This window comes from Streptomyces sp. AC627_RSS907 (assembly GCF_019049165.1).
On record NZ_JAGMUE010000098.1, the window covers coordinates 140,883 to 160,237 of the forward strand.

At 72.7% G+C, this 19,355-nt stretch carries 20 protein-coding genes; 9 read left to right on the top strand and 11 right to left on the bottom strand.

What is annotated here, in order from left to right; genetic code table 11:
• Positions 1-16 precede the first annotated feature (16 nt).
• Complete coding sequence (locus KUM32_RS22250) at positions 17-676, bottom strand: TetR family transcriptional regulator (RefSeq protein ID WP_217143686.1); 660 nt, start codon at positions 674-676, stop codon at positions 17-19.
• Between the two features lie 169 nt (positions 677-845).
• Between KUM32_RS22250 and KUM32_RS22255 the strand changes: the two genes are divergently transcribed.
• Complete coding sequence (locus tag KUM32_RS22255) at positions 846-2,072, top strand: acyl-CoA dehydrogenase family protein (protein ID WP_217143687.1); 1,227 nt, start codon at positions 846-848, stop codon at positions 2,070-2,072.
• A gap of 126 nt (positions 2,073-2,198) precedes the next feature.
• Here KUM32_RS22255 and KUM32_RS22260 read toward each other — a convergent pair whose 3' ends face one another.
• The 7 genes from KUM32_RS22260 to KUM32_RS22290 form a co-directional block, all read right to left on the bottom strand.
• Positions 2,199-2,720 carry a cupin domain-containing protein gene (locus tag KUM32_RS22260; RefSeq protein WP_217143688.1) on the bottom strand — a complete coding sequence of 174 codons (522 nt, stop codon included), beginning with the start codon at positions 2,718-2,720 and terminating at the stop codon, positions 2,199-2,201.
• Between the two features lie 72 nt (positions 2,721-2,792).
• Complete coding sequence (locus KUM32_RS22265; protein ID WP_217143689.1) at positions 2,793-3,869, bottom strand: type III polyketide synthase; 1,077 nt, start codon at positions 3,867-3,869, stop codon at positions 2,793-2,795.
• 159 nt (positions 3,870-4,028) lie between these two features.
• Entirely contained in the window at positions 4,029-4,265 is a 237-nt protein-coding gene (locus tag KUM32_RS22270) for a DUF6213 family protein (protein ID WP_217143690.1), read from the bottom strand.
• Between the two features lie 25 nt (positions 4,266-4,290).
• Positions 4,291-5,676, bottom strand: coding sequence for an NADP-dependent succinic semialdehyde dehydrogenase (locus KUM32_RS22275; RefSeq protein ID WP_217143691.1), 1,386 nt, complete (start codon positions 5,674-5,676; stop codon positions 4,291-4,293).
• Positions 5,677-5,792: 116 nt separating this feature from the next.
• Positions 5,793-6,251: an NUDIX domain-containing protein gene (locus KUM32_RS22280; RefSeq protein WP_217143692.1), complete on the bottom strand. Its 459-nt coding sequence runs from the start codon at positions 6,249-6,251 to the stop codon at positions 5,793-5,795.
• On the bottom strand, positions 6,248-7,786 hold the full coding sequence (locus tag KUM32_RS22285) for an ATP-dependent DNA ligase (protein ID WP_217143693.1): 1,539 nt from the start codon (positions 7,784-7,786) through the stop codon (positions 6,248-6,250). The genes KUM32_RS22280 and KUM32_RS22285 overlap by 4 nt, the downstream gene beginning before the upstream one ends.
• Before the next feature lie 747 nt (positions 7,787-8,533).
• Positions 8,534-9,499 (bottom strand): NAD(P)/FAD-dependent oxidoreductase, encoded by a 966-nt coding sequence (locus KUM32_RS22290; RefSeq protein ID WP_217143694.1) that lies wholly within the window; start codon positions 9,497-9,499, stop codon positions 8,534-8,536.
• Between the two features lie 77 nt (positions 9,500-9,576).
• On the opposite strand from KUM32_RS22290, the gene KUM32_RS22295 reads away from it, so the two are divergent.
• The 6 genes from KUM32_RS22295 (at position 9,577) to KUM32_RS22320 (ending at position 14,850) form a co-directional block, all read left to right on the top strand.
• On the top strand, positions 9,577-10,149 hold the full coding sequence (locus KUM32_RS22295; RefSeq protein ID WP_217143695.1) for a helix-turn-helix domain-containing protein: 573 nt from the start codon (positions 9,577-9,579) through the stop codon (positions 10,147-10,149).
• A gap of 93 nt (positions 10,150-10,242) precedes the next feature.
• On the top strand, positions 10,243-11,223 hold the full coding sequence (locus tag KUM32_RS22300) for an NADPH:quinone oxidoreductase family protein (protein ID WP_217143696.1): 981 nt from the start codon (positions 10,243-10,245) through the stop codon (positions 11,221-11,223).
• Complete coding sequence (locus tag KUM32_RS22305) at positions 11,220-12,401, top strand: acyl-CoA dehydrogenase family protein (protein WP_217143697.1); 1,182 nt, start codon at positions 11,220-11,222, stop codon at positions 12,399-12,401. The genes KUM32_RS22300 and KUM32_RS22305 overlap by 4 nt, the downstream gene beginning before the upstream one ends.
• Entirely contained in the window at positions 12,398-13,480 is a 1,083-nt protein-coding gene (locus KUM32_RS22310; protein WP_217143698.1) for an acyl-CoA dehydrogenase family protein, read from the top strand. Before KUM32_RS22305 ends, KUM32_RS22310 begins: the two co-directional genes overlap by 4 nt.
• A gap of 196 nt (positions 13,481-13,676) precedes the next feature.
• The gene (locus KUM32_RS22315) at positions 13,677-14,540 is read left to right on the top strand and encodes a phosphatidylinositol-specific phospholipase C/glycerophosphodiester phosphodiesterase family protein (RefSeq protein WP_217143699.1); all 864 of its coding nucleotides are present in this window, start codon (positions 13,677-13,679) and stop codon (positions 14,538-14,540) included.
• A 115-nt stretch (positions 14,541-14,655) separates the two neighbouring features.
• Positions 14,656-14,850, top strand: coding sequence for a hypothetical protein (locus KUM32_RS22320; RefSeq protein WP_217143700.1), 195 nt, complete (start codon positions 14,656-14,658; stop codon positions 14,848-14,850).
• Between the two features lie 21 nt (positions 14,851-14,871).
• On the opposite strand, the gene KUM32_RS22325 is transcribed toward KUM32_RS22320, so the two are convergent.
• Complete coding sequence (locus KUM32_RS22325) at positions 14,872-15,240, bottom strand: DUF779 domain-containing protein (RefSeq protein WP_217143701.1); 369 nt, start codon at positions 15,238-15,240, stop codon at positions 14,872-14,874.
• Between the two features lie 93 nt (positions 15,241-15,333).
• On the opposite strand from KUM32_RS22325, the gene KUM32_RS22330 reads away from it, so the two are divergent.
• Positions 15,334-15,807 (top strand): MarR family winged helix-turn-helix transcriptional regulator, encoded by a 474-nt coding sequence (locus KUM32_RS22330; protein ID WP_217143702.1) that lies wholly within the window; start codon positions 15,334-15,336, stop codon positions 15,805-15,807.
• Positions 15,808-15,935: 128 nt separating this feature from the next.
• Positions 15,936-17,528 carry an MFS transporter gene (locus tag KUM32_RS22335; RefSeq protein ID WP_217143703.1) on the top strand — a complete coding sequence of 531 codons (1,593 nt, stop codon included), beginning with the start codon at positions 15,936-15,938 and terminating at the stop codon, positions 17,526-17,528.
• Positions 17,529-17,581: 53 nt separating this feature from the next.
• Here KUM32_RS22335 and KUM32_RS22340 read toward each other — a convergent pair whose 3' ends face one another.
• Together KUM32_RS22340 and KUM32_RS22345 are read right to left on the bottom strand one after the other, a co-directional pair.
• Positions 17,582-17,971, bottom strand: a complete 390-nt coding sequence (locus tag KUM32_RS22340; RefSeq protein WP_217143704.1) for a luciferase family protein — start codon at positions 17,969-17,971, stop codon at positions 17,582-17,584.
• A gap of 145 nt (positions 17,972-18,116) precedes the next feature.
• Positions 18,117-19,202, bottom strand: a complete 1,086-nt coding sequence (locus KUM32_RS22345) for a lytic polysaccharide monooxygenase (RefSeq protein WP_217143705.1) — start codon at positions 19,200-19,202, stop codon at positions 18,117-18,119.
• Positions 19,203-19,355: the final 153 nt, after the last annotated feature.

Sequence of the window (19,355 nt, forward strand, 5' to 3'; positions counted from 1 at the left end):
GCTCGGTGCGCGACCGTCAGAACCCCGGGCCGCCCTCCTTGTCCCCGGCCGCGGACAGCCGCCCCCACAGCAGATCCGCCAGGCTCGTCACCAACTCCGCCCGGGAGCAGGGCCGCTCGCCCAGCCACCAGTCCCCGGCGGCGTGCATCATGCCGACGATCCCGTGGCCCCACACCCGGGCCAGTTGCTGTGTGCCCGGGCCGACGTCGAGGCGCTCCTCGATGACCTGGGCCAGTTCCTCGCCCATGCGACGCAGCAACGGCGCCGAGTGCTTGCCCACGTCGAAGCCCTGCTCGGCCTGGTCGCCCGGTGTGGTGCTGCCCTCCGCCGGGTGCATCAGGAAGCGGTACACCTGCGGGCGTGCCTCGATGGCCGCCAGATAGGTGTCCAGGGTGGCCTCGACGCGTCGCCGCCGGTCCTCCGCCGGTGCGTCGAGGGCGGCCCGCAGCGAGGAGAGGAGTGCGTCCGTGTGCCGCTGGGCGAGAGCGGCGTACAGCCCGCCCTTGTCGCCGAAGTGGCGGTAGAGGATCGGCTTGGTGATGCCGGCCTCGGCGGCGATGGCGTTCATCGAGGCCTGGGGGCCGTCGCGCAGCACCACCCGGTCGGCGGCCTCCAGCAGCTCGCGCCGTCTGCGGTCGGCGGACCGCTGCTGATCGGTCCGCTGCGTGGTGTCCATGTGCTCTCCCCACCCGTGCTCGTTCGGTGACGCCTGCGCAAACTAGCACCTGACGGGCGCCGGAGATCGAACGGGAGGGCGACGGGGCCCCGGGAGTTGACTTTCCTTACCCGCCGGTAACAGACTCCGGTTACCGCAAGTAACGCGTACGTGGGTCACTGGAGGGGACATGGCCGAGTTCACCATGGAGCTCAACGACGAACAGAAGGAGGTCCGGGACTGGCTGCACGGCTTCGCCGCCGACGTCATCCGCCCCGCGGCCGCCGAATGGGACGAGCGTGAGGAGACTCCCTGGCCGGTCATCCAGGAGGCCGCCAAGGTCGGCATCTACTCCCTCGACTTCTACGCCCAGCAGTACTTCGACCCCACCGGCCTCGGCATCCCCATGACGATGGAGGAGCTGTTCTGGGGCGACGCCGGCATCGCCCTGTCCATCGTCGGCACCGGCCTCGCCGCCGTCGGCGTCCTCGCCAACGGCACCGAGGAGCAGATCGGCACCTGGATCCCGCAGATGTACGGCGACACCAAGGACGTCAGGGTCGCGGCCTTCTGCTCCTCCGAGCCGGACGCCGGCTCCGACGTGGCCTCCATGCGCACGCGCGCCGTGTACGACGAGGCCAAGGACGAGTGGGTGATCAACGGCACCAAGACGTGGGCGACCAACGGCGGCATCGCGGGCGTCCACGTCGTGGTCGCGGTCGTCGACCCGGAGCTGGGTTCCAAGGGCCACGCGTCCTTCATCGTCCCGCCCGGCACCCGGGGGCTGTCCCAGGGCCAGAAGTTCAAGAAGCACGGCATCCGCGCCTCGCACACCGCCGAGGTGATCCTGGACGGCGTGCGCGTGCCCGGCTCCTGTCTGCTCGGCGGCAAGGAGAAGCTGGACGCGCGCCTGGCCCGCGCCCGCGAGAAGGCCAGGAAGGGGGGTGAGCGGGTCAAGAACGCCGCGATGGCCACGTTCGAGGCGTCCCGCCCGGCGGTCGGCGCGATGGCGGTGGGCACGGCCCGTGCCGCGTACGAGGTGGCGCTCGACTACGCCCGGACCCGTGAGCAGTTCGGGCGGCCGATCATCGACAACCAGGGCGTCGCCTTCCAGCTGGCGGACATGCGGACGTCCATCGACGCGGCGCGCCTGCTGGTGTGGCGGGCCTCGTGGATGGCGGTCAACGGCAAGCCGTTCACCGCGGCCGAGGGGTCGATGTCCAAACTGTTCGCGAGCGAGACGGCGAAGAAGGTGACCGCCCAGGCGGTCCAGATCCTGGGCGGCAACGGGTACACGCGGGAGTACCCGGTGGAGCGGATGCACCGTGACTCCGCCATCTACACCATCTTCGAGGGGACGAGCGAGATCCAGCGACTGGTGATCGCCCGGACGTTGTCGGGAATGCCGATCCGCTAGGACCCGGGGCGCGGGGGCCGGGGCCGACGCGGACTCGCGGCCCTCGTAGGGGACTGGTGTGGGACTGCTCACACCCGCGCGGAGCCGCGGACCGGCACGGCCCCGCGCCCCGGGGGGCGGGCACTCTCACCGGTGTTTCAGGGGTGTGAGCTGCTCGATGTCGTACTTGGCCCTGAGCGCCTCGATGGCCTCGTGGTCGGGTGGGCCTCCGGTGCCCAGGATCTCCAGCAGTTCCTCGAAGTAGCGCTCGTGGTCCGGGGGCGGGCTCGCCTGGAAGAACATCTTCGCGGGCTCGTCCGTCGGGTTGGCGAAGGCGTGGGGGCAGCCGGGCGGCACGACGATGACCGTGCCGGGGGTGGCGCGTACCACACGGTTCCCGGAACTCGACTGCCATTTCTGCCAGTTGTCGGCAGTGCGGACCCGCGGCTCGAAGGCGAGCACGTCCAGCTCGCCCTCGAGCACGTAGAAGAGTTCCTCGCTGCGGGTGTGCACGTGGGCGCCGACGTCGAAACCCGGCGGCACGATCACCTCGAAGGTGGAGGCCATGCGCGAGTGCGAACCGGTCACCTTGAACGTCACGTGCTGGGCCGGCGTCTGCACGACCCGGCCGTGCCCCGGCGGCACCAGCAGCCCTTCCGTCGTCGTCATGGCCCGCTCACCACGTGAGGGGGGCCGGCCGGTCCCGGACGGGCGGCGCCGTCCGGGGAATCGTTTCTGCGCTCACGGTTGCCTCACGCCCTGGACATCGTCCGCGGTCTGCCAGCGGCCCAGGGACATCTCGGCGGTGATGCCGGGGCCGAAACCGGCCAGCAGTCCGCGCGACCGGTCGCTGACGCCGCCTTCGTCGAAGAGCCTGCGCAGCGCGTCCAGGACGACGGCGCTGGCGATGTTGCCGTACTCGGTGAGCGTCGCCCGGCTGAACCGGAACGCGTGCGGGTCGACCTGAAGGAACGTGCTGAGGTCGTCCAGGATTCGGGGCCCGCCCGCGTGGATGATGTAGAAGTCCAGGTCGGAGGCGTCCCAGCCATGGGTCCTGGCCAGTTCCTGCAGGGCCGGTGCGAGCGGCTCCATGGTGGCCGGCACCCGCTTGTCCAGCAGGAAGTGGAAGCCGGTCGCCTTCACGTCGTACATGATCCACTCTTCCGTCTTGGGGATCAGGTACGAGCCGTTGCGCTCCAGTCGGACACCCGTGCCGCCCCGCCCGCGGACCACCGCGGCGGCGACGCCGTCGCCGAAGAGGCCGTTGGAGAGCAGGGATCCGACGCTGATGTCGGTGGGCTGGTAGCACAGCGAGCAGAACTCGCAGGCCACGATCAACGCGTTGGCCTCGGGGTAGGCGCTGCAGAAGTCGTGGGCCCGGTTGATGCCCGCACCGCCGGCCGCGCAACCCAGCTGGGCGATGGGTATCTGTCGTGTGGTGGTGTCGAAGCCCATCTCGTTGATCAGCCACGCCGTGAGCGAGGGCATCATGAAGCCCGTGCACGAGACGTAGATGATGACGTCGATGTCGGTGACGAGCAGTTCCGCGTCGTCGAGGGCCTGTTCGACCACGGCCGGGACGCGGGCCTTCGCCTCCCGCTCGTACAGCCTGTTGCGGTCCTCGAAGCCGGGGTGCTTCAGCGTCTCCTCGATGGGCTGCACGATGTGCCGGGTGCGCACGCCGGTGTTCTCGATCAGCCGGAGGGCCAACGGCAGTTGGGGGTGGTCGGCGTGACGCTCACGCGCCAGCTCCAGCGTCTCCTCCATCGTGATCACGTGCTCTGGAACGGACACCGAGGGTCTGCACAAAGTCGCCATGAACCGTACCTGCTTTCACCTCGCGGAGGGCTTTCGCCCACCGGCCGGTAAGTGGCGCACCCATTGGGGGTGTCCATCCACGGTCACTCACCGGGGCCGCAATCTCTCGCGGGGTTGCTCCATCTCAGTGAAACTGCGGGACGGCAGGTGTACGTCGCATCAGGAGGACTGGCCGCTGCTGTGGGCGATGCAGGCCACGTCGATCCGGTCGGCCAGCTTGGCGAGCTCGATGGTCAGGGCCGCGACCGTGTCCTCGTCCAGACTCTCCTCGCCGCCCTCCACCAGCCGCAGCCATCGCCCGCCCACCGTGCGCAGCAGCTTGCTCACGTCGGACGCGGCGACCTGAAGGGTGCCGCGGTCGTCGACGATCAGAGGCAGGGTCACTTCGCGGTTCACAGGGGGGATCGTAGTCGCGGAAGGCTCACGCTCCGTGCCATACGGTGGTGATGTTGCAGAACTCGCGGATTCCGTGCCCGGACAGCTCACGCCCGTAGCCCGACCGCTTGACCCCGCCGAAGGGGAGCGCGGGATGCGAGGCCGTCATCCCGTTGACGTACACGCCGCCCGCCTCCAGGTCCCGTACGAAACGGTCCACATCGGCCTCGTCGCGCGTCCACACGTTGGAACTGAGCCCGAAGTCCGTGTCGTTGGCGATCAGCACCGCCTCGTCCAGGTCGGCCGCGCGGTAGAGGGTGGCGACCGGGCCGAAGGCCTCCTCGCGGTGGATGCGCATCTCCCGGGTGACGCCGGCCAGCACGGTCGGCGGGTAGTACCAGCCGGGCCCGTCGGGGCGTTCGCCACCGCACAGCACCGTCGCGCCGGCGCGCACCGCGTCGTCGACCAACTCCACGAGGTCCGCCACGCCCCGCTCGCTGGAGAGGGGGCCGACCTCCGTCTCCTCGTCCATGGGATCGCCGACCCGCAGGGCCTCCATGCCCTCGGTGAAGCGCTCGGCGAAGGCGTCGTAGACGTCCGTGTGCACGATGAACCGCTTGGCGGCGATGCAGGACTGCCCGGCGTTCTGCGTGCGGGCGTTCACGGCCACCCGGGCGGCCCGGTCGATGTCGGCGGACGGCATGACGACGAACGGGTCGCTGCCGCCCAGCTCCAGCACCGTCTTCTTGACCATCTCCCCCGCGGTGGAGGCGACCGCGCGTCCGGCGGGCTCGCTGCCGGTGAGGGTGGCGGCGCGGACGCGCTCGTCCCGCAGGATGTCGTCGACCGCGGCCGAGCCGACGAGCAGGGTCTGGAAGCAGCCCTCGGGGAAGCCCGCCCGGTGGAACAGGTCCTCGAGGTACAGGGCGGTCTGCGGGACGTTCGACGCGTGCTTGAGCAGGCCGACGTTGCCCGCCATCAGCGCGGGTGCCGCGAACCGGATCACCTGCCACAAAGGGAAGTTCCACGGCATCACCGCGAGCACCGGGCCGAGCGGCCGGTAACGGACCAGGACCCGCAAGGCGCCGGAGTCCTTCACGTCCGCCTCGGCGGGCTCCTCGTCGGCGAGCAGGCCGGCCGCGTGGTCGGCGTACCAGCGCATCGCCTTGGCGCACTTGGCGGCCTCCGCGCGGGCCTGCCGGACCGGCTTGCCCATCTCGGTGGTGATGACCTTGCCGATCTCGTCCCGGTCCTCCTCCAGGAGGTCGGCGGCCCGGTGCAGGAGCCGGGCCCGCTCGTCGAACGTCGTCGTCCGGTACGTGCGGAAGGTGGCCTCCGCGAGCTGGAGCCGGCGCTCGATCTCCTCCTCGCCCATGGCCTCGTACGTCCTGAGCGTCTCGCCGTTCGCCGGGTTCACCGTCGCGATGGGCATGGCCGACCTCCCTGGGTGCAGACTCGTGCTTCGACCTTGGCGCCCGGCGCGGGGTGCCGCAACGCGGACTGCTCTCGTCGGTCTCGTCGTCCCTCGCCGCCGCCCGTGGCCTCTCGTCAGTGCGAGTGCTCAGCCAGCCGGTCGAGAAACGCGGCCTGCGCCTTCACGATCACTTCGCGCGCCCGGTCCACCGGGAACCACGCCACGCGGTCCAGCTCGGGGAACTCCTCGACGCGGCCCGACCGCGGCGGCCACTCCATGCGGAACGTGCCGGGGACGACCGTCGCCGGGTCGAGGTCGGCCTCGACCGCCCAGGCCGTGACGATCTTGCCGCCGGACTGGCGGACCTCGCCGAGCGGGACCGCCTCCCCGTCGGGCGGCGCCAGTCCCAGCTCCTCCTCGAACTCTCGCCGGGCGGCGTCCCAGGCCGGTTCGGCGGGGTCGTACTCGCCCTTGGGGATCGTCCAGGCCCCGGCGTCGCGACGGGCGTGGAAGGGCCCGCCCATGTGGCCGAGCAGCACCTGCCGGCCCTGGGGGCCGGGACGGTGCAGGAGCAGACCCGCGCTGCGCCTCACGGGGCCACCCCGGGATGCGCGGCGAGCAGCGCCCGTACCGTGTCCGCCTCCTGCGGGCGCTTGTCGTCGCGGTAGCGGATCACGCGGGCGAAGCGGAGGGTGACGCCGGCCGGATAGCGGGTGGAGCGCTGGATGCCGTCGTAGGCGATCTCCACGACGAGTTCGGGGCGTACGGTCACTCCCCAGGCGTGCTCCTCGACGGCGAGCTCCCGCAGCCGCTCGGTCTGCCAGGTCAGCAGCGCGTCGGTCATGCCCTTGAAGGTCTTGCCGAGCATGACGAAGGAGCCGTCGGCGGTGCGGGCGCCCAGGTGGAGGTTGGAGAGCTTGCCGGTGCGGCGGCCGTGGCCCCACTCGGCGGCCAGGACGACCAGGTCCAGGGTGTGCACGGGCTTGACCTTCAGCCAGGACGCGCCGCGCCGGCCCGCGCTGTAGGCGGCGTCGAGTGCCTTGACGACGACGCCCTCGTGGCCCCGTTCAAGGGTCGCGGAGAGGAACTCCTCCGCGGCCGGGGCCTCCTCGGGACCCCGTACCAGGGTGCGCCGCACCCTCATCGGCTCCGGAACCAGCCGGGCCAGTTCCGCGTGCCGCTCGGTCAGCGGCAGGTCGAGCAGGTCGCGGCCGTCGACGGACAGGGCGTCGAAGAACACGACGGAGACGGGGACCGCCCGCGCGGCCGTGGCCACGTCCGTGCGGGAGCCGACCCGCCCGGCGGTCTCCTGGAAGGAACGCGGGCGTCCGCTCCCGTCGAGGGAGATCACCTCGCCGTCCAGGACGAACCGCTCGCCGGGCAGCCCGAGGGCCGCCGCGGTGACTTCGGGGAGCCGGTCGGTGATGTCGTCCAGGGTGCGGGTGCAGACCCGTACGGTGCCGCCCTCCCGGTGCACCTGGACCCGGATGCCGTCCAGCTTCTCCTCGACCGCGCAGGCGCCCAGCTTGCCGACCGCCTCGGCGACCGAGGAGGCGCTGTGCGCCAGCATCGGCAGGACCGGGCGGCCGACGGTGAGCCGGAAGCGGTCCAGGGCGCCGGGGCCCTCGGCGAGCAGGGCCTCGGCGACCGTCTGCAGGGAGCCCGCGAGCATCACCGCGCGGCGGACGTCCGCCGACGCGGCCCCGGTCGCCCCGGCCAGGCCCTCGACGGCGACCGCGTCCAGGGCGCCCTGCCGGACCTCGCCGGTGAGCAGCCCGAACAGGAAGCGCTGTTCGTCCTCGGTGGCCGCGCCCATCAGCTCACCGACCAGGCGGGTCCGCTCGGCCTGCGCCCCGGCGCCGGACACCGCGCCGAGCCGGGTGATCCGGGCGTCCACCTCGCGCACGGTCAGGGTCGGCTCGGCGGCCGGTTCGACCCGGCGGCTCAGCACCTTCCAGCCGACGCCGATCCGGCCCTGGGGGAGCCGCCCCGCCAGGTACGGGATGACGACCGGCACGTCCTCCGCCTCCGCCTCCCGGAACAACTCCGCGAGCAGGGCGGTCTTCCGGGACCGCGCCGAGGTGGCGGCGACGTCCCGGGACACCTGGGCCAACCGGGCAAGCAGCATGCAGTCATGGTGCACCGGAGAGGACGGCGTCACACCCGCGCGTCCACACCTTCCGCCCCGCCTCGACGGCCGGGGCTCCGGTACGGCGGGCCAGCTCCCGCCCGGCCCGGGGCCCGCCCGGTGCGGGACCCACGGTGCGGGACCCACGGCGCGGGACCCACGGCGCGGGGTGCGCGCCTCCCGCCGGACCGCACCGACACGAACGGCGAGGGCCCCCGGGGCGCGTGCGGCGCCCCAGGGGCGTGCGGAGCGGCGTGCGGCGCCCCTGGGGCGTGCCTGGTGGTCCGCGCGCGCCCAGACGTCGCCCCGGGTGTCGTGCCTGTTGGGTGTGGACGCGTGCGCGGGTGCCGCCCCCGGTGCGTATGCGCGCGACGGGACGGAGTCGCCGTCGCGCCCGTCGCGGGCGTGTGTCCGCGTCCGGGGCGGTTGCCGTCGTTCCCGCCCCCGGCCGTGTGTCCGCGTCCGGGGCGGTCGCCGTCGTCCCGGTGCCGGGGCGTGTGTCCGCGCCCGGGGGCGGTCGCCGTCGTACCGCCCGCAGCCGCGTGTCCGTCTCCGGGGTGGTTGCCGTCGTTCCCGCCCCCGGCCGCGTGACCGTCTCCGGGGCGGTCGCCGTCGTACCACCCCCAGCCGCGTGACCGTGCCCGGGGACGGTGACCGTCGTCCCCCGTCCTTCCCCAGCCGCCTGTCCGCGTCCCGGGTGGGGAGACGCCGTTCCGTACGGGTCGTGTGCCTGCCCGTCGTTTCGCCCTACGCCTCCAGGGCCGCGTCCAGGTCCGACATGATCAGGTCGCCGACGACGGCCCCGGCCGCGCGGTAGCCGCCGCTCGCCGCGTGGACGACCTGCTCGGCGAACCCCATCGCGTTGCCGGCGGTCCACACCCCGGGCACGGTGGTCCGGCCCGTCGGGTCGACGACGGGATACGCGCCGTACGGCGTCTCCTCCAGCTCGGCACCCAGCCGCTCCATCAGGCCGGTCTGCGGCAGGGCGCGCGGGGCGACGAAAAGCACCGAGCGGTCGTGCGTCGAGCCGTCCGCCAGCCGGACCCCGTTGAGCCGGTCGTCCTCCACCCGCAGCCCGGCGACCTCGCCGGGCACCACCTTGACGCCGGCCGCCGAGAGCCGGCGCAGGTCGTCGTCGGACAGTTCCCGCTCGGCGACCGTGTGCAGGAAGAGCGTCACGTCGTCCGACCAGCCGGACACCATCAGCGCCTGGTGGACGCTGCGCGGACTGGAGGCCAGTACGCCGAAGCGCTCGTCACGCACCTCCCAGCCGTGGCAGAACGGGCAGTGCAGGACGTCCCGGCCGAACCGTTCGGCGACGCCGGGCACCGCCGGCAGCTCGTCCCTGAGCCCGGTGGTGACGATCAGCCGACGGGCGTGCGCGGTCCGCCCGCCGGCCAGTGCCACGGCGAAGTCCTCTCCCCGGGACACGTCCACCACCCGGTCGCGGACGAACTCCACGCCGTACCGGGCGATCTCCTCCCGGCCGAGTGCCAGGAACTCGGCCGGCGACATGCCGTCCCGGGTCAGGTACCCCTGCATGTGGTCCGACGGCGCGTTGCGCGGCTCACCCGCGTCGACGACCAGGGTGCGCCGCCGCGAGCGGCCCAGGACGAGCGCGGCGGACAGCCCTGCCGCACCGCCGCCGACGACGATCACGTCGTACGTACCGGTCGGGTCCGTCTTCCCGGTCAGGTCTTTGCTCTGGGTCATGGTGACCACCTCCACGCACAAGGTCGCCCGGATCCCACGGGATTGACAAACGTATTTGCCGGTTCTGCAATATCCCCATGACTGCAGACGACGTTCTCGCCGGTGTCGGACCGAGGCTCCGGCAGGTCCGCAAGGAGCGGGAGGTGACCCTGGCGGCCCTGTCCGAGACGACCGGCATCTCGGTGAGCACCCTCTCGCGGCTGGAGTCGGGGCTGCGCAAACCCAGCCTCGAACTGCTGCTGCCGATCGCCCGGGCCCACCAGGTGCCGCTGGACGAGCTGGTCGGCGCCCCGCCGGTCGGCGACCCCCGGGTGAGGTCCGAGCCGATCGTGCGCCACGGCCGCACCCACTGGCCCCTCACCCGCCAGCCGGGCGGACTCCAGGCGTTCAAGGTGCTGGTACCCCGGCACGAGGAGGAGCCGGACCCCCGCACCCACGAGGGGTATGAGTGGCTCTACGTCCTCTCCGGCCGGCTGCGCCTGGTGCTCGGGGAACACGACGTCGTGGTGTCTGCGGGGGAGGCCGCCGAGTTCGACACCCGGGTGCCGCACTGGTTCGGGTCGACGGGGGAGGGGCCGGTCGAGTTCCTCAGCCTGTTCGGTCCGCAGGGGGAGCGCATGCACGTGAGGGCGCGGCCCGCCCGGTCCTGACGTGCGACGGGCCGCGACCTGTTCCCTGATTGGCAAGCGACCGCTTAGTATGCGGGAGACCCGGTCGGACGACGCAGTCGGTGGAGGCCCCGCATGCAGGCATGGCAGGTGCACGAGAACGGCGAGCCGGGCGAGGTGATGCGCCTCGCGGACGTGGCGCCGCCCACGCCCGGTGATGGCCAGGTCCTGCTGAGGGTCCGCGCCGCGAACATCAACTTCCCGGACGCCCTGCTGTGCCGGGGGCAGTACCAGGTCAGGCCGCCGCTGCCGTTCACGCCGGGCGTGGAGGTCTGCGGCGAGACCGAGGACGGGCGCCGCGTCCTCGCCAACCCGGCGCTGCCGCACGGCGGCTTCGCCGAGTACGCCCTCGCGGACGCCCGTGCCCTGCTGCCCGCGCCGGACGCCCTGGACGACGCCGAGGCCGCCGCCCTGCACATCGGCTACCAGACCGGCTGGTTCGGCCTGCACCGCCGGGCCCGGCTGGAGGCCGGCGAGACCCTGCTCGTCCACGCCGCCGCCGGCGGGGTCGGCAGCGCGGCCGTGCAGCTCGGCAAGGCCGCCGGCGCGACCGTCATCGGCGTCGTCGGCGGCCCGGAGAAGGCGGCCGTCGCCCGCGAGCTGGGCTGCGACGTGGTCGTGGACCGCCAGGGCGAGGACGTCGTGGCCGCCGTGAAGGAGGCCACCGGCGGCCGGGGCGCCGACGTGGTCTACGACCCGGTGGGCGGTCAGGCCTACGCCCAGTCCGCCAAGGTCGTCGCCTTCGAGGGCCGGATCGTCGTCGTCGGCTTCGCGAGCGGCACCATCCCCAGCCCGGCGCTGAACCACGCCCTGGTGAAGAACTACGCCGTCCTCGGCCTGCACTGGGGCCTGTACAACACCAAGAACCCCGAACTGGTCCGGCACTGCCACGAGCAGCTCACCGAGCTGGCCACGCGGGGCGCGATCAAGCCGCTGGTGAGCGAGCGGGTACCGCTCGGCGGGGCCGCCGACGCCGTGCAGCGGGTGGCCGACGGCAGGACGACCGGCCGGGTGGCCGTCGTCCCGGAGAACCTGGAGAAGGGAGCCGCCGCATGACCGACGCAGCGGAACTGCGGGCCCGTACGAAGGAGTTGCTGGCCGCCCACCCGCCGGCGACCACCGCCCGACCGGACTTCCTCAGGGCCCGCTTCGACGCCGGACTCGCCTGGGTGCACTACCCGGAGGGCCTGGGCGGACTCGGCGCCCCCCGCTCCCTCCAGACCGTCGTCGACACCGAACTGGAGGCCGCGGGCGCCCCCGACAACGACCCCCGTCGCATCGGTATCGGACTCGGCATGGCCGCCCCGACGATCCTCCAGTACGGCACCGAGGAGCAGAAGCGCCGGCTTCTGCGCCCGCTGTGGACCGGCGAAGAGGTCTGGTGCCAGCTGTTCAGCGAGCCCGGCGCCGGGTCCGACCTGGCGGCGCTCGGCACCCGTGCGGTCCGCGACGGCGAGGACTGGGTGGTCGACGGGCAGAAGGTCTGGACGTCCAGCGCGCACCTCGCCCGCTGGGCCATCCTCATCGCCCGCACCGACCCCGACGTGCCCAAGCACCGGGGCATCACCTACTTCGTCTGCGACATGACCGACCCCGGCGTCGAGGTCAGGCCGCTGCGCCAGATCACCGGCGAGGCCGAGTTCAACGAGGTCTTCCTCACCGGCGTCCGCATCCCCGACTCCCGGCGCCTCGGCGAGATCGGCGACGGCTGGCGGGTCGCGCAGACCACGCTGAACAACGAGCGCGTCGCCATCGGCGGCACCCCGGTCCCCCGCGAGGGCGGCATGATCGGCAAGGCCGCCGCGACCTGGCGGGACCGCCCCGACCTGCGCACCCACGACCTGCACCAGCGGCTGCTCGGCCTGTGGGTCGAGGCCGAGGTCGCCCGCCTCACCGGCGTGCGCCTGCGTCAGCAACTGGCGGCCGGCCAGCCAGGCCCCGAGGGCGCCGGGATGAAGCTGAACTTCGCCCGCCTCAACCAGGAGATCAGCGGCCTGGAGGTGGAACTCCTCGGCGAGGAAGGCCTGTTGTACGACGACTGGGCCATGCGCCGCCCCGAGCAGGTGGACTTCACCGGCCGCGAAGCCGGATACCGCTACCTGCGCTCCAAGGGCAACAGCATCGAGGGCGGGACCAGCGAGGTCCTGCTGAACATCGTCGCCGAGCGCGTCCTGGGCCTGCCCGCCGAGCCGCGCACCGACAAGGACGTCGCCTGGAAGGACCTCGCCCGATGAGCGCACAGCCCGATCTGCTCTACTCGGAGGAGGAAGAGGCGCTGCGTGCCGCCGTCCGGGACCTGCTCACCGACCGCTGCGCCCCGGCGGACGTGATCGCCCGCACGGAGTCGGCCACCGTGCACGACCTGTCCCTGTGGAAGGCGCTCTCCGAGTCCATGGGCCTCGCGGGCCTGCTGGTCCCCGAGGAGCAGGGCGGGCAGGGCGCCACCCACCGGGAGACCGCCGTGGTGCTGGAGGAGCTGGGGCGCGCGGTCGCGCCGGTGCCGTACCTGACGAGTGCCGTCGTCGCCACGGAGGCGCTGCTGGCCTGCGGGGCCGACGACCTGCTCAGCGAGCTGGCGTCCGCCGCGACCGTCGCCGCCCTGGCCGTCGGCCTGCACGTCGCACCGGCCGGCCACTTCCCGCGGGTCCGGGTCGAGGACGGCGCCCTGCACGGGGAGCTGACCGGCGTCGCAGACGCGGCCGTCGCCGACGTGCTGCTCGTACCCGCGGACGACGGGGGGCTGTACGCGGTCGCCACCGCCGAGGTGACCGTCACCCCGCAGGTGTCCCTGGACCTCACCCGGCCGGTGGCGCGCCTGACCCTCGAAGGCGCGTCCGGGCGCCGGCTGGGCGACGCCGAGCCCGCCGTACGGCGTGCCCTGCGGGCCGGTGCCGGTCTGCTCGCCTCCGAGCAACTGGGCCTCGCCGACCGGCTGTTGACCGACACGGTCCGCTACCTCAAGGAACGCAGGCAGTTCAACCGGCAGGTCGGCGGATTCCAGGCACTCAAACACCGGCTCGCCCGCCTGTGGCTGGAGGTCGCCGGCCTGCGCGCCGCCGCCCGCAACGCGGCCGACGCGCTGGCGACCGGCACGGACGCCGACGTGGCCGTCGCCGTGGCCCAGGCGTACGCGGCCCGGGTCGCCGTCCACGCGGCCGAGGAGGCGTTGCAACTGCACGGCGGGCTCGGCATGACGTGGGAGCACCCGGTGCACCTGTACCTCAAGCGGGCCAAGGCCGACTCGATCGCCTACGGCACGGCGGGCACCCACCGCCAGGCACTGGCCGAACTGGTGGACCTGCGAGCACCCTGACGTCCGTCCCTCCGAACCGGCCGACCGGTCCCGGCCGTGCCCGTCCCCTCGGGGGCGGGCATTGCCGTGCCCGCGCCCCGAGAGGAAGTGAACGACCGGCGGCGGTCCGGCCAACTCCCCTCACGACTCTGCTCCTTGACGGCGCCGGGCCGCATACTCACAGGCGTCCCTTACGGCACCTCCAGGGAGGCAGAGCATGGCCCTCACCACCCGTCGCAGAGCCCTCACCACCCTCGGCGCCGCCCTCGCGGGCGCCGTCGCCCTGCCCGCCGGCACCGCGCCGGCGAGCGAAGGCAGGCGCGGCCCGCGCCCGTTGTGGCGCGCGCACGCCCACAACGACTACGAGCACCCCCGCCCCCTCCTCGACGCCCTCGACCACCGCTTCGGCAGCGTCGAGGCCGACATCCACCTCGTCGACGGCCGGCTCCTCGTCGCCCACGACCCCGAGGACCTCGATCCCGCCCGCACCCTGGAGTCCCTCTATCTCGACCCCCTCGCCGCCCGTGTCCGGGCCGGGCGCGGCAGCGTCTACCGGCAAGACCGGCGGCCCCTGCAACTCCTCGTCGACATCAAGACCGAGGGCTCGTCGACGTACCTCGAACTCGACCGTCATCTGCGCCGCTACAGGCACCTGTTCACCACCTACTCCCACGGGCGGGTGTTCCCCGGTCCGGTCACGGCGGTGATCTCCGGCGACCGGGCCGCCCGCGCGCCCATGGAGGCCCAGGGAACGCGCCGGGCCTTCTACGACGGCCGCCTCGCCGACCTCGGCACCAGCGCACCGGCCTCCCTCGTCCCGCTGATCAGCGACAACTGGACACACCACTTCACCTGGCGGGGCGTGGGCGCCTTCCCGGTGGCCGAACGGCGCAGACTGCGGGACATCGTCGGCGCGGCGCACGCCCGCGGGCAGCGGGTGCGGTTCTGGGCCACCCCCGACGTGCCGGGCCCCGCACGGGACGCGGTGTGGGCCGAACTGGTCGCCGCCGGTGTCGACCACCTCAACACCGACGACCTCGCGGGCCTCGAAGCGTTCCTCGACGCCCACCGGGCCGCGTAGGAAGCCGCCGGGACACCACACGTTCGGCGGACAGGCCAACTGCCCGGACGAACCCTCCGCTACGCCACACTTACGGCCGAAGGCCGCGAAATGGACGTGGCGGAGGAGGTTGACGATGGCCGTTTCCATCTCTGTGGTGCTGTTGCTCCTGGTCCTGGCGGTGATCTTCCTGCGCAACAGCGGGCTGAAGATCTCGCACGCACTGGTGTGCCTGCTGCTCGGCTTCTACCTGGCGAGCACGAGCATCGCCCCGACCATCAACAGCGGCCTGACCGCCACGGCGGACATCGTCGGCAGCCTCAGGCCGTAGCCGTAGCCGTAGCCGGTCTGGCTAGGTGCCGACCACGCGAGAACGGACGAGGAAACGCACCCCCTCGGGTGCCTCCAGCGAGAAGCCGCTGCCCCGGCCCGCGACGACGTCCACGATCAGCCGGGTGTGGCTCCACGTCTCGTACTGGCCGCGCGACATCCAGAAGGGCACCGGCTCGTCGACGCCCTCGACGGCCAGCTCCGCCAGCAGGACGTCCGAGGCGCCGGTGCGGAACTCGCCGGCCGGGTAGCACATGGGGGCGCTGCCGTCGCAGCAGCCGCCGGACTGGTGGAACATCAGCGGGCCGTGGGCCTCGCGGAGCCGCCGCAGCAGCACGGCCGCCGCGAGGGTGAGCTCGACGCGGGGGTTCTCCTCGTGTGTGGCGTGCATGCCCTGCATGCCAGCACGGGGAAGGTTGCGAGAGGGTTGCGAGCCACACTACCTCTTTTGACATACCTATTGGCTCATATCTAATATCGCCGGGTGACCGACTCCAGCACCCCCCGCGGGGACATCGACCGTGTGGCCTCCGGGCTCGCGGCATGCCTTCCCGCGCTGCACCGGGCGCTGGACCGGCAGGTCACCGCGGAGTACCCGCACCCCAAGCCCCCGGAGGGGCAGCTCGCGCTGCTGCGGTTCGTCGCGCTGCGTGAGGGTGCCACGGTGCGCGAGGCCGCCGAGGCCCTGCTGATGAAGCCGAACAACGTCAGCGCCCTGGTCTCCCAGCTCACCGAGCGGGGGGATCTGGAACGCCGGCAGGACAGCGCCGACAAGCGGGTCGCCCGCCTCCACCTGACGGCCACGGCCCGCGAGCGGCTGGCCGAGGTGCGGGAACTGGAGACCGCGTTCATCCGCCACGCCCTGACCTCCCTCACCGAGGGCCAGCAGGGCGCGCTCGGCTCCGCGCTGGACGCCCTCGACGCACTGACGCGGCACCTCCACCCCGCCGCCCGCTGACCGGGCGGGGCTAAGGCGTTTCCGCCGGCCGCGAGCACACCGTCGTGCCCGCGGCCGGCCCGCCGTGCTCCCGGCCTCCGCCCCGCCCCCCCCGCATCACCCCTGAACCTGGAAGAGAAGGCTCGTCCATGCCGTCCACCTCCGTGGATCACCCCACCATGCCCGCGGCCGAGGCCGCCCCACCGGCGGCCGGCCGCCTGCGGTGCAACCCCTGGCTGACCCTCCTCGCCGTCGCGTTCGGACTGTTCATGGTCCAGCTCGACGGCTCCGTCGTCGCCATCGCCAACCCGGAGATCGGCAGCGACCTGCACGCGTCCACCGCCGAGCTGCAGTGGGTGACCAACGCCTACCTCCTCGCGCTCGCCGCCACGCTCATCCTGGGCGGCAAGCTCGGTGACCGCTTCGGCCGGCGGACCTACTACCTCGTGGGCGTCGCGGGCTTCACCCTCGCCTCGGTCGCCATCGGCCTGTCCGGATCGATCGAGGGCGTGGTCGCCTTCCGCGCCCTCCAGGGCGTCTTCGGCGGTCTGCTGATGCCCAACACCCTCGGTCTGCTCCGTGCCGCCTTCCCGCCGAAGAAGTTCGGTATGGCCGTGGGCATCTGGGCCATGGTCTCCGCCGTCGCGACGGCCCTCGGACCCATCGTCGGCGGTCTCCTCGTGGAGCACGTCGACTGGGAGTCCGTCTTCTACATCAACGCCCCCATCGGCGTCATCGCCATCGTCTTCGGTCTCCTCGTGCTCCCGCAGAGCCGCACCGCCACCGGACGGGAACGGTTCGACATCCCCGGCCTCGTCCTGCTCGCCCTCGGTCTGCTCGCCGTGGTCTTCGGCGTCGTCAAGGGCGAGACCTGGGGCTGGACCTCCGCGGGCACCCTGGGCGCCGTCGCCGCCGGCCTCGTACTCCTGCTCGTCTTCGGCTGGTACGAGACCCGCGTCGAACACCCGCTGCTGCCGATGCGCCTGTTCCGCAGCCGTGCGCTGACGATCGGCGCGATCATCACCGCGCTGAACTTCTTCGTCATGCTCGGCGTGATCTTCTTCGTCATGCTCTACCTGCAGAACGTGCGCGGTTTCACGCCGGTGGAGGCGGGTGTGCGGACCCTGCCGCTCAGCCTCGCCTCGCTGGTCGCCTCGCCGCTGGGCGCCGCCCTGACCCAGCGCTTCGGACCGCGCCTGACGATGCCGCTCGGCATGCTGCTGCAGGCCGCCTCCTGCTTCGGCATGCTCACCTGGCAGACCGACTCGTCCTACGCCACGATGTGGCCGCCGTTCATCGCGCTCGGACTCGGCGTCGGCATGGTGATGGCCGCCTCCTCCGACGCCATCGTCGGCAACGCCCCCGTCCGCGACGGCGGAGTGGCAGGCGGTCTGCAGGCCACGACCCTGCAGATCGGCGGCGCCCTCGGCACGTCCGTGCTGGTCTCCCTGATCAGCGCGAAGGTCGGCGCCACGCTCACCGGGGAGCTGACCGGCGCGGGCGTACCGTCGGCCATGGCCGACGGTCTGGGAGAGGCCAAGGACGCGGTGGCGATGGGTGTGGCCCCCGTCTCCGGTGACATGCCGGCCGCCTTGCGGGCCGCCGTGGTCGAGGGCAGCGGACAGGCGTTCATGAGCGGCGTCCACACGGCCGTCGTCGTCACCGGCACCCTCTGTGTGCTCGGCGCGGCCGTCGCCGCCGTCGGCATCCGGCGCGCCGAGGGGCAGCCGGCGGACCACTGAGACCCGGCCGCGGCGGTGCCCCCTCCGGCCGGGGGCACCGTGGCCGGCGGGGCTCAGACCTCGCCGCCCCCGGCGCGGGGAAGCACCGTGACCCGGTGGAAGTTGCACGGAGAGGGCGGGTCCGTCGCGGGCCGGGCCTGGTGGGCCTTCAGCGCGATGCTCACCAGGCTCAGCAGCAGGTCGACGTCGGTGTCGCAGTCCAGGTGCACGGTCACCCAGCGGGATCCGGGGACCAGGCGTATGGCGCTGGAGCCGCCGAGGTCGTACTGGAAGCGCTGGATGGCCCGGTGGGTGAGGTGGAGGTCCACGTCCCGGTCCGAGTGGAAGTGGACGATCTCGTCGCGGACGGAACGCAGTGCCCGTCCGGTTCCGCAACTGGCCGGACCCGGGGTGAGGTCGGGCCAGGCCTGCAGCCGGTCAAGGGCGCGCTGGGCCAGAGTCATGGTCCCATCGTCGCTCGATCACCGCGCCGCAACCAGAGGTTGAGCGATTTGTAACCGGCACGTGAGGTCGGCGGGTCCCGGTCCCGGGCCCCTGCGGGTCCGGTCAGGGCGCCGCGTCCGGTCGCGCGGCGCCCTGACCGTCGCCCTACGGCGCCACGCAGCCGATCGTCCCGGCCGGGAAGTCATGGCCCGTCGACGTGGCGGTGAAGCCGAAGGTCACGCTGCCGTCCGGTGGGACGACACGGTTGTGGTCCACGTTCCTGACCTTGACCGTGCCGTCGGCGTCGGTCGTCAGCGAGCCGTTCCACACACCGCCGAGCGTGGTCCCCGCGCCGGGCCGCCACTGCACGGCCCAGCCGTTGAGCGGCGCCGTCCCGTGGTTCATCACCTCCACGGAACCCTGGAAACCGCCGCTCCATGAATTCTCCACGGAGTAAACGGCCATGCAGTCACCGGAGTGGGTGGGCGGCGTGGTCGGTGTCGGTGTCGGTGTCGGGGTCGGCGTGCCGCCCGAACCGCGGATGCCGGTCACCTCGCCGTTGCCGCCGTCGAAGACGATGTCGGAGCAGGAGAAGAAGTTCTCCTGGCTGTCCGAACGCACCCACTGCATGAAGATCAGCGCGTCACCCGAGCGGCCCGAGGGAAGCGGCAGGTCCCAGTAGTAGTGGCCCCCGTCGGTGCCCGGCGAACCCTGCTGGGGCGGGTTGGTCACCGTCTGGATCAGCTCCAGGTCGTCCCAGCCGAGCTCGGAGGTGGGGGACCAGCCCGGCTTGGTCAGGTAGACGCGGAAGTCACCGGGATGGGCCGCCCAGTTGCTGTACCGCACGCGCATCGTCGCGCCGGACGTCAGGTGCGTCCGGGGCCAGTCCGCGCGGGCCGCGTTGTAGCCGGAGAAGTCGTACGGCGACCGGTCGCCGGCGCTGCACAGGGTGCCGTCCGGCACGTAACCGGCGCCGCGGCCACCCGCGTTGGAGTCGAGCACGGCGAACCAGTTGTACAGCGCGGTCGCCCCGCTCTGGTCGAGCGCGCTCCGGCACGCCGGGTTGGTCGGGTCCAGCGCGCCGGTGCCCGTGATGGCGTCCAGCTGGCAGAGATAGGTGCGCGAGCCGGGCGTCATCGCCACGCCGTGGGCCTCGGCCCGGTCCTGCCCGAGCAGGAGGGTCACGCCGAGCGCGCCGAGCAGGGTGGCCAGGACCGCCGCGAGAGAGATGGATCTGCTGCGTAGAGCCATGGGATTCTCCTGTTTCCGGTGCTGGGGTCTCTCCGTCGTTTGATGATCAGGTCATGACAAGCGAGTGGCCGGCGGGGTGGAGCCGGTGCGGTGGAGCCCCTGCCCGTCCGGGAGTCGCTCCGACCGGACGGGCGGGGGAGTGGGGGGTGGGTG

What these genes read in the sequence shown, in the direction of transcription:
- KUM32_RS22265 (WP_217143689.1), bottom strand. Translation starts at nt 3,869, where the DNA reads ATGGCGACTTTGTGCAGACCCTCGGTGTCCGTTCCAGAGCACGTGATC.
- KUM32_RS22275 (WP_217143691.1), bottom strand. Translation starts at nt 5,676, where the DNA reads ATGCCCATCGCGACGGTGAACCCGGCGAACGGCGAGACGCTCAGGACG.
- KUM32_RS22285 (WP_217143693.1), bottom strand. Translation starts at nt 7,786, where the DNA reads ATGCTGCTTGCCCGGTTGGCCCAGGTGTCCCGGGACGTCGCCGCCACC.
- KUM32_RS22325 (WP_217143701.1), bottom strand. Translation starts at nt 15,240, where the DNA reads ATGCACGCCACACACGAGGAGAACCCCCGCGTCGAGCTCACCCTCGCG.
- KUM32_RS22310 (WP_217143698.1), top strand. Translation starts at nt 12,398, where the DNA reads ATGAGCGCACAGCCCGATCTGCTCTACTCGGAGGAGGAAGAGGCGCTG.
- KUM32_RS22295 (WP_217143695.1), top strand. Translation starts at nt 9,577, where the DNA reads ATGACTGCAGACGACGTTCTCGCCGGTGTCGGACCGAGGCTCCGGCAG.
- KUM32_RS22290 (WP_217143694.1), bottom strand. Translation starts at nt 9,499, where the DNA reads ATGACCCAGAGCAAAGACCTGACCGGGAAGACGGACCCGACCGGTACG.
- KUM32_RS22300 (WP_217143696.1), top strand. Translation starts at nt 10,243, where the DNA reads ATGCAGGCATGGCAGGTGCACGAGAACGGCGAGCCGGGCGAGGTGATG.
- KUM32_RS22250 (WP_217143686.1), bottom strand. Translation starts at nt 676, where the DNA reads ATGGACACCACGCAGCGGACCGATCAGCAGCGGTCCGCCGACCGCAGA.
- KUM32_RS22315 (WP_217143699.1), top strand. Translation starts at nt 13,677, where the DNA reads ATGGCCCTCACCACCCGTCGCAGAGCCCTCACCACCCTCGGCGCCGCC.
- KUM32_RS22255 (WP_217143687.1), top strand. Translation starts at nt 846, where the DNA reads ATGGCCGAGTTCACCATGGAGCTCAACGACGAACAGAAGGAGGTCCGG.
- KUM32_RS22260 (WP_217143688.1), bottom strand. Translation starts at nt 2,720, where the DNA reads ATGACGACGACGGAAGGGCTGCTGGTGCCGCCGGGGCACGGCCGGGTC.
- KUM32_RS22345 (WP_217143705.1), bottom strand. Translation starts at nt 19,202, where the DNA reads ATGGCTCTACGCAGCAGATCCATCTCTCTCGCGGCGGTCCTGGCCACC.
- KUM32_RS22340 (WP_217143704.1), bottom strand. Translation starts at nt 17,971, where the DNA reads ATGACTCTGGCCCAGCGCGCCCTTGACCGGCTGCAGGCCTGGCCCGAC.
- KUM32_RS22335 (WP_217143703.1), top strand. Translation starts at nt 15,936, where the DNA reads ATGCCGTCCACCTCCGTGGATCACCCCACCATGCCCGCGGCCGAGGCC.
- KUM32_RS22305 (WP_217143697.1), top strand. Translation starts at nt 11,220, where the DNA reads ATGACCGACGCAGCGGAACTGCGGGCCCGTACGAAGGAGTTGCTGGCC.
- KUM32_RS22320 (WP_217143700.1), top strand. Translation starts at nt 14,656, where the DNA reads ATGGCCGTTTCCATCTCTGTGGTGCTGTTGCTCCTGGTCCTGGCGGTG.